Raw genomic sequence first — 9249 nt, forward strand, 5'->3', positions numbered from 1 at the left:
TGCCCTAGCTCGCGAGACTTTAGACGGATTCTTTAGAATGTGATGTGAGACCGTGAGCAAGCTTTTACAAAGCATTCCCAATATCGGCCCTGCGATGGCGGCCGATTTGCATCTTCTCGGCATAAGGGAACCGGCCGACTTGAAAGGACGCGACCCTTTCCAGCTCTACGAAGAACTCTGCAAGATCACAGGGCAGCAGCATGATCCCTGCGTGGCCGACACCTTTATGGCCGCTGTTCATTATGTCGACACGGGGGAGGCCAGAAAATGGTGGGCCTTCACGGCGGAACGGAAACGACGTTTTGCCCTTGCCAGCAAAAAAAGGGAGTGAAAGGTTTGCTTCTTGACTTTATCCTGCAAGAGGAGTCTGCTGGCTGCACATGGCTTCTTTCTACTGTGTGCTATCTGCCATAGGCGACCCTGTGGTTAAATCTTGCTCATGAGTATGTTGTTCAAGAAGATCGCGCTGGTTGTCCGGCGCAACAGCCCTAATATCGGCGCGCCGCTGCGTCGTCTGGCCGCCTTGTTGCGCCAATACGAATGCAACAGCATCGTGCTGGATGCCGACACCGCCGGTGAACATCCCATTCCTGATACCCTGGTGGTACCGCCTGATCAAATCGGCAAGGTGGCCGATTTGGTGATCGTGCTGGGTGGCGATGGCACAATGTTGTCGATTGCACGGCTGGTGGCTCCTTATCGGATTCCCTTGGTAGGCATCAACCAGGGACGGCTGGGTTTCATGACGGATATTGGCGTCGATGACATTGAAGCCGTGATTCCGCGCATTCTTGATGGCGACTTTGTGCCGGAAGAGCGTATGTTGCTCGCCGCCAAGGTAATACGTGGCGATCGTGAAATCCATGCGGCACTCGCGGTGAACGATGTGGTGTTCAGTCGCGGTTCGCTGGGGTCGATGATCGAATTCGAAATTTTCATCGATGACCAGTTCGTCTATAGCCAGCGCTCGGACGGGCTGATTGTCAGCACGCCAACTGGGTCGACCGCCTATGCGCTGGCTTCGGGCGGCCCGATTCTGCATCCGACTGTGCCGGCGATCGCTCTTGTGCCTATCTGCCCACAGACCATGACGGCCCGGCCGATTGCCGTCAACGATGCGGCCACAGTGGAATTCATGCTGACCCGTGGCGTCGATGCCAAGGTGCACTTCGATGGTCATTCCCATTTTGATTTGCAGGAGATGGATCGCGTCAGCATCAAGCGCTACCGCAATTCGCTGCGTATCCTGCACCCGGTGGGATACAACTACTACGACATGCTGCGCCACAAGCTGCATTGGGGCGAACGCCTGTTCTGATTTCGTTCAATTCTGCCCGCTTATGCGGGCAGCCTGTTTTTGGATAGCCTTGCTATGCTGCTTACTCTGCGTTTGCGCAACTTTGTGATCGTCGATGAACTGGAGCTGGCTTTTGGCCGGGGTTTCAGCGTGCTTACGGGTGAGACTGGTGCCGGGAAATCCATCCTGATCGACGCACTCTCCTTATTGCTGGGCGAGCGTGCCGATGCCGGCGTGGTAAGGCATGGCGCGGACAAAGCGGACTTGACGGCCGAGTTCGATATCCAGGGGCAGGCCGAATTGCAAACCCTGCTGCACGAATATGATTTCGAAGGCGATGACGATGCATTGCTATTGCGCCGTTCCATTGATGCCAGCGGCCGATCGCGCGCCTTTATCAACGGCCATGCCGCTACGCTTGCACAGCTGAAAGAGCTGGGCGAATTCCTGGTCGATATCCACGGACAACACGCACACCAATCGCTGTTGCGCAGTGAGGCTCAGCGTAAACTGCTTGATGCCTATGCAGGCCAGACCGAACAGGCCCGCAATGTTCGTATTGCATTCCAGGCCTGGAAAAAGGCAGAGGAAAAATGCCACGAAGCCACCCGCCATGCTGGTGAGTACGCTGCGGAACGGGAGCGCCTGCAGTGGCAGATTGATGAGCTGGCCACCTTGAATCTGCAAGAGGATGAATGGCAGACATTGCAGCAGGAACATGGCCGCTTAAGCCATGCCGCCAGCCTGATCGAAGGCAGCCAAGGTGCGCTCGAAGCATTGGCGGACGGCGAGCAGAATGCACAGTCGTTGCTTGCGAGTGTACAGACGCGGTTGATTGATCTTGCCCGTCTGGATTCGGCTTTGAACGAGACAGTGGATTTGTTGGCAACTGCAGATGCCAATCTGTCAGAAGCCGTGCATGCATTGCGCCACTATGCCGGGCGTGTCGAGTTGGACCCAGAGCGTTTGGGCGAGGTTGAGCGGCGCATGGATGACATCTACCGGCTGGCACGTAAATACCGGGTCGAACCTGAGCAGTTGGCCGAGCGGCTGATTGCATGGCGCAGTCGTCTGGCAGAGTTGGGTGGCGATGAGGGTATCGAGGCATTGGAAACTGCGCGAGCAAAGGCCGAGGCACACTATCACCAGCAGGCAGCACCGTTGAGCAAAGCCCGTAGTGGCGCTGCGGAAAAACTCGGCAAGGTGGTGAGTGCCGAGATGCAAGCCATGGCCCTGGTGGGCAGCCGATTTGAGATTGCTTTGCAACCCGTTTCCGCCCCTGCTGCTTTTGGCTTGGAACAGGTGGAGTTTCTGGTGGCGCCACACGCCAAGGCGCCAGCCCGTGCTTTGGCCAAGGTGGCTTCAGGTGGCGAGTTGTCACGTATCAGTTTGGCGCTGCAGGTAGTTACCAGCCAGGTAGCGGCTGTGCCTACCTTGATTTTCGATGAAGTGGATGTCGGGATCGGCGGCCGTGTTGCTGAAATCGTCGGTAAGCTGTTGAAGAAGTTGGGAGAGCGCCATCAGGTGCTGTGCATTACCCATCTGCCACAGGTTGCCGCCAGCGGTGACAATCAATTGCAGGTGGCAAAGACCACCAGCAAGAGCAAGGTAAGCAGCCAGATCGCCGTGCTTGACCGCGAAGGCCGCATTGAGGAAATCGCCCGAATGCTAGGCGGCGTCGATATTACCGATACGACGCGGCAGCATGCCCGGGAGATGCTGGGTTTTCAGTGACGGTTATGGTTGGCAGATGTCCTAGGATACGTTAGCGTTGCGCCCTTTTTTGCGAGCGACTGACTGTGCTTGAACCCGCTGACTTTATGCGATTAGCCCTGGCCGAAGCAGACAAGGCCCGTGCGGCAGGCGAGGTGCCTGTAGGGGCGGTGTTGGTGCGCGATGGCCAAGTGATTGCGACAGGCAGCAATGCCCCGATTGGCTTACACGACCCTTCGGCACATGCTGAGATGCGGGCACTTCGGGCGGCTGCGATCATTCTGGGCAATTACCGTCTGCCCGGTTGCGAGTTGTATGTGACTTTGGAGCCTTGTGTCATGTGCGCAGGTGCAATCATGCACGCTCGTTTGGCCAAGGTGTTCTTTGCCGCACCTGACCCCAAGACAGGCGCAGCCGGCAGTGTGCTTGATCTGTTTTCCTACCCTCAGTTGAATCATCACACCAGCGTACAGGGCGGTGTACTGGCCGAAGAAGCTGCGCAGCAATTGCGCGAATTCTTCGCTACACGGCGTGAAGCTGCCAAGCTGGCGAAGCAGCGCACCCAGGACCTGCCCGATCAGGGTTAACGCGCTTACGTCCTTACCCTTTTTCCTTTTGTGGCTGACTTATCTTCCACCACTGCACCGTTTGGCCTGTTGGTTGCGGGAGAGGTTGCAGTTCGGCTTGCGGACTGTTTCGAACGCAAGTACATAAGGATTTCGAGCAGCACATGAGCCTTGATCATGGCTTCGTAGTGAGATCGTAGACAGGTTCTTACAGTTAGCTGTCATCCTGGTGCTCATCATTGATGAACTTGCGGTTGTGATTTTCCTCCAAAGTAATGCAAGCCGTTCCGGCTTGGTTCTGCATAGTTATGGAGTGAAAAACAGAGATGCAAATACTTAGTACTAAAGAATTGGGTCACGTATCTGGTGGGGGCTGCATTGTTTACGTGCCCTATTCCGAACAGGTCCAGAACATCCAAACCGAATGTAAAGTGGTAAAACGTACGCGCTTCAAATGGAAGTACTGGACATCCTACTTTGACCCAGTACGCATAGGTGAGCCGTAAATCGCATTCATTGAGATGCGGCTACACCTGCAACTATTTGGCGTTGATCTTGAATAGGCGTATCAGCGGTACCGGTGTCGTGGGGCCAAACCAGCGATCGAAGATCTTTTCCGCTTCGCCAGATTGCTCCATGGCGACAATAGCCTTGTTCACTTCGTCAAGCAGACGCTTTTCGCCCTTGCGCACGGCAATGCCGTAGACCTCCAACGAGATGGACACATTGGGAATCTCGAACTGGCCCTTATTCGGCATCTTATTCAGCAGACCAGCCAGGATAGGTTCATCGGTGCTGACCGCATCTAACTGACCTTTACTGAGGGCATCAAACGCTTCGTCGTAGTCGTTGAATAGGACGACATTGGCGTTAGGCATTTCACGCTTGAGCTGCTTCTCTGAGGTGGAACTGGTGACGGTACCGATCTTGGCGTTGGTGAGGTGTTCGATGGCATTGACCTTACCTTTATGCACGATGAACTTCTGGCCAGTGATGAAATAGCCATAACTGAAATCCACCTGCTTTTCCCGTTCGGCATTCTTGGTCATGGTGGCGATGATCATGTCTACATCCTTGCTGATCAGCTTGGGAATACGCTGGCTCGACTCTACTGCCTTGACAGTTAGACTCACACCCAGGTGCTTGGCAATTGCGGCAGCAAAGTCGATATCGTAGCCCGAAATCTTTTGGGTCTTGGGATTGAGCGTGCCAAACGGTGGCGTGGAATCCTTTACACCCACTATCAGCGTATTTTTCTTCTTGATATCGTCCAAATCATCAGCAAAGGCTGGGGCCAGCACGGTGAGGCAGAGCAAACCGGCGAGAAGGGGGATGGATTTCATGGGGTGTCCTTGTACGCACGGTTGCGAAGTTAATATCACTAGGTATAGCTTGATTTCCACCAGCTTGGCGTCGCGTAAACCCGGGAAACCTGTCTCGCTCACGGTAATGCATGGCGACATGCGAGGCCCGCTGTGGCGAACTGATCACCAGGATATTTGGCCTGTGGTTGGCAAGTTTGTACGGGGCCTGCCATGCTTAAGAGTCAGATTGTGCGTATTTTGACTATCGAAACCGGTTACGGGCGGAACAAAGTACCGTCGTGCTGCGCGAGCCATCTGTGCTTTGTAGTCAAAAGCTTGCGGATTACAGGCGCTTAGGCTTGTAGAATTACTACATGTAGTTTCGAGGCACTTTGGTGTGCCTCAAAAGAGCCTGCTTACGATTTGTCGTGAGCAGCTGTCAGCAATGCCCGAGGAAGTGGAGTTCCCACATGGTAAATAAGCGTTCCGAGGGCGTTTCTAGCACAGTACCGCTGAAGCGCAGCAGACTTAAGCCCCCTGACGCACAGGGCAGAATAAATATAGTGTTACCCAAGCTAGGAGCACAGAATCCCATGCAGCGCAGCACAAAGATTGTCGCAACCCTCGGGCCGGCGACCAACGATCCGGAAATCCTGACACGGATCCTCGCAGCCGGTGTAAATGTAGTTCGGCTAAATTTTTCGCATGGTAAGCCGGAAGACCATATCGGGCGCGCCCAGATGGTACGGGATGCCGCGGACCGGTTGGGTGTTTCGGTTGCCATTATGGTCGATTTGCAAGGCCCGAAGATCCGGGTCGGTAAGTTCGAAAAGAACAAGGTGACTTTGGAACCCGGCCAGCTGTTCATCCTCGATGCCGCGTGTGAAATGGGAAACAGTGAGCGGGTCGGGCTCGATTACAAGGAACTGCCACGCGATGTCAGTGCCGGCAGCGTATTGCTGTTGGATGATGGCCGTCTGGTGCTCGATGTGCAGAGCGTTCAGGGTAGTGCCATCCACACCCGGGTACGTATTGGCGGGGTGCTCAGCAATAACAAAGGCATCAACCGGCAAGGCGGTGGGTTATCGGCCCCGGCGTTGACTGCCAAGGATATGGACGACATCAAGGTTGCCGCCAAGCTGGAAGCCGACTACGTCGCGGTTTCCTTCCCCAAGAGCGGTGCCGACATGTATATGGCCAAGACACTGCTTTTGGCTGCGGGCAGTAAGGCCCAGGTGGTGGCGAAGATCGAGCGTACCGAAGCGATTGCCAATCTAGAAGAGCTGGTCGAAGCCTCCGATGCGATCATGGTGGCGCGTGGCGACCTGGCTGTGGAAGTGGGGGATGCTGCCGTACCGGCGCTGCAGAAACGCATGATCCGGATAGCGAGGGACAAGAACAAGCTGACCATCACCGCAACGCAGATGATGGAGTCGATGATCACAAGCCCGGTGCCAACCCGTGCTGAGGTCAGCGACGTGGCCAATGCCGTGCTGGATGGTACCGATGCTGTGATGCTGTCGGCCGAAACCGCTGCTGGCAAATATCCGGTCGAAACGGTAGAGGCCATGGCCCGTGTCTGCATTGAAGCTGAAAAGTCGTCGGACTATCAGCTTGACCGCGATTTCCTGAGCCGCGAATTCACCCGGGTGGACCAGTCGATCGCCATGGCGGCCTTGTTCACCGCCACACATCTGAAGGTGAAAGCCATTGTCGCGCTGACTCAGACCGGCGCTACGGCGCTATGGGCCAGCCGGATCAACTGTGGCGTGCCTATTTATGCCATGACGCCCGAGTTGGGCACCTATCGTCGCTTGAGTTTGTTCCGCGATGTGCACCCGATGACGCTGGACCATGATTGCGACCAGAAGTCATTGCTGGAATCCGCCGAAAAGCGGTTGCGCGACCAGGAGCTGGTGCAACCCGGTGATCTGCTGGTAGTCACCGTAGGCGACACAGTGGGTCAAATGGGTAGCACTAATACCATGAAGATCGTACGTGTTTCCTAAGAACCTGTTTGCGATCTTGCTGCGCAGCTGTGATCAGGGCTTATGTGCTGCTCAAAATCCTCATGTACCCAAGTACATTCCAGTTTTTGCGCTGCTCTGCGCTCTGCGCTCTGCTGACAGCTGCTCGCAACAGATCGCAAACCGGTTCTAACGTCACCGCATAACAGGTAGCTGCTTGAAATGAAAATCGCCCGTCAGCAAAACTGGCGGGCGATGTTTATTGATTACCTGCGGGCTACAGCCTGAACTTGGCAAAGTTGGCGCGTATACCACTCGCCATCCTGTTGAGATCGCTCAGAGTCGTTGTCATCGACTGTAGCGCATCATCGCTCTGCTGAATCTGGGTTGTTACTTTCTCAGCATTCTGTGCCATCAGAGTGGCTGCCTCGCGTTGTTCGCTGGTGGAGTGGGCAATCTCGCGCATATTGGCGACCACCTCGACCATTCTCTCCTGAATCGCTGCAATATTGTTTGCCGTTTCCCGCGTCAAACCCGCACCGGCTTCTACCGAGTCTAGCGTACGTTGCATATTGCCTGCTGCGCCCTGTGTGGCTTCGCGCATGGCACCGATCATGCCGGATATCTCCAACGTGGCTTTCCCCGTACGTTCCGCGAGTTTACGTACTTCATCGGCAACCACGGCAAAGCCACGTCCTTGTTCACCCGCCCGGGCTGCTTCAATCGCGGCATTGAGTGCCAAAAGGTTGGTCTGATCAGCAATTTCCTTGATCACCTTGACGATGCCGCCAATATCGTCGGCCCGCCGGCCTACCTCGCCGAACAGCGACGATAGCTCACGTACCGCCCCGGCTGAATTGTCAATTTCGCTGGAAACTTGTTCGATACGCGCAGCGCCTTCGGTGGAGAGCTGGCCGGTGCCATCCATCATCTTATTGGCATCACTGGCGTATTCTGCGATATGGGAAATGCTGACGGTCAGCTCCTCTATCGTTGCCGCGTTAGCTGCGCCATGATCAGCCAGTTGGCGCGAATCGCCAGCCATGCGCTCGGTAAGGCCGGCAATGGCATTAACGCCATCGGTCAAACGGCCGGCTTCCTGTTGCAGGTCGAGGAACATCTGTCGTAGCTGTTCCTGGAATTGATTGAACGCCTGGGCGGTTTCGGCGATTTCATCGTTGCCCTTCACCGGAATGCGACGGGTCAGGTCGCCGCCACCTGAAGCGATGGCGCGCATCGCTTCTTTCACCTGTATCAGGCTTTCCAGTAGCTTACCTATCAACAGCGTCAATATTGGAATGATGACAACCAGCATCGCTACTACCATGACGATGGAGAAACCGAGCAGTTTATCCAGTGGCGCAAGTGCATCTGATTTGTCGAGCACCACAACCAGATACCAACCCGTACTGGGTATAGTGCGTACTTGTATAAATTTGGCAGCGCCACCGATGCTGGCTTCCTCGATATGGCCACTGGCAGCCATGGCCTGTAAGCGACGGCCATCAAGGTCGGGTGACAGTTCGGCAGCGGGTTTCATCCGCTTTGCTTCATCGGTATGGATCAGCACCTGACCTTTGGCATCCACTGCAAAGGCATAACCTTGATGATCCAGTTTGAGTGCAAGTACACCGGCTACCAAGCCGTCCATGAACACATCGCCCGCAGCAACCGCGGTGGTGGATGAGCCGCTCCCCACGGGCGCAGTCATTGTGATCACCAGTTTCTTGGTTGAAGCATCGAGATAAGGTTCTGTAATCACGGCCTTTCCAGCCTCTGCAGCCAGCTTATACCAAGGTCTGGCAGTGGGGTCGTAGTCCTTAGGCAACTCCTGAGGTTTGGAAAAGACAATACGCTTATCTGGAAATGCCATATACGTGGTGTCGAACCCGCCGGCTTTTTCACTCAGTTGCAGGAAAGGAAGCAGCTCGGCTTGTTGGCTGAAACCCGATAAGGCAGAGATCAACATTACCTTACTGTTCAACCAGTCATTAGCTGACTTGGCTCCGGCTTCGGCTGCCTGAGAAGACTGTGCCTCCAGCGCCGACATCAATTCACCGCGCATTCGTTGGTATGAAGCGCCAGTCAACAGAATTGACACTATTGCTAAAACGGCAACCATGGCAACGATGAGCTTGGTACGAAGTGACTGCATGGAACGGTTCCTTATGGCGATGGCAAATACAGCCAGCTTCAACAATAGGCTATGGGGAGCGTGAATAAAGTCAACTTTTCAATTTGTTGTGTGCGGACGCAGGAACTAGCTGCCGTTTGAAATCGGCATAGGGGCGGCCAGATTACTTGGCCGACCCCTGCCACACCACCCGGCATGCGGGTCCGCACCGGGCGGTTCGAGAAGTTGAGGTTAGGCGAGTCTTGGAACTCCCAGGCGGTCGAAATAG

The 9249-nt window shown here is 55.2% G+C and carries 7 protein-coding genes; 5 read left to right on the plus strand and 2 right to left on the minus strand.

Annotation, left to right across the window (positions count from 1 at the left end; all coding sequences use genetic code 11):
* Positions 1 to 52: 52 nt before the first annotated feature.
* The 4 genes from ACUHMQ_RS04835 (at position 53) to tadA (ending at position 3597) form a co-directional block, all read left to right on the plus strand.
* Positions 53 to 331 carry a helix-hairpin-helix domain-containing protein gene (locus ACUHMQ_RS04835; RefSeq protein WP_445294314.1) on the plus strand — a complete coding sequence of 93 codons (279 nt, stop codon included), beginning with the start codon at positions 53 to 55 and terminating at the stop codon, positions 329 to 331.
* Between the two features lie 108 nt (positions 332 to 439).
* Positions 440 to 1318, plus strand: coding sequence for an NAD kinase (locus ACUHMQ_RS04840; protein ID WP_445294315.1), 879 nt, complete (start codon positions 440 to 442; stop codon positions 1316 to 1318).
* 54 nt (positions 1319 to 1372) lie between these two features.
* Positions 1373 to 3031 (plus strand): DNA repair protein RecN, encoded by a 1659-nt coding sequence (gene recN / locus ACUHMQ_RS04845; RefSeq protein WP_445294316.1) that lies wholly within the window; start codon positions 1373 to 1375, stop codon positions 3029 to 3031.
* 86 nt (positions 3032 to 3117) lie between these two features.
* Positions 3118 to 3597, plus strand: coding sequence for a tRNA adenosine(34) deaminase TadA (gene tadA / locus ACUHMQ_RS04850; RefSeq protein WP_445294317.1), 480 nt, complete (start codon positions 3118 to 3120; stop codon positions 3595 to 3597).
* Between the two features lie 518 nt (positions 3598 to 4115).
* Here the strand turns inward: tadA and ACUHMQ_RS04855 are convergent.
* Entirely contained in the window at positions 4116 to 4919 is an 804-nt protein-coding gene (locus ACUHMQ_RS04855) for a transporter substrate-binding domain-containing protein (protein ID WP_445294318.1), read from the minus strand.
* Positions 4920 to 5473: 554 nt separating this feature from the next.
* Here ACUHMQ_RS04855 and pyk point away from each other — a divergent pair.
* Positions 5474 to 6889: a pyruvate kinase gene (gene pyk / locus ACUHMQ_RS04860; protein ID WP_445294319.1), complete on the plus strand. Its 1416-nt coding sequence runs from the start codon at positions 5474 to 5476 to the stop codon at positions 6887 to 6889.
* Between the two features lie 235 nt (positions 6890 to 7124).
* On the opposite strand, the gene ACUHMQ_RS04865 is transcribed toward pyk, so the two are convergent.
* Complete coding sequence (locus ACUHMQ_RS04865) at positions 7125 to 9002, minus strand: methyl-accepting chemotaxis protein (RefSeq protein ID WP_445294320.1); 1878 nt, start codon at positions 9000 to 9002, stop codon at positions 7125 to 7127.
* Between the last annotated feature and the right edge of the window lie 247 nt (positions 9003 to 9249).

It is taken from the genome of Chitinimonas violaceus, from assembly GCF_052601015.1.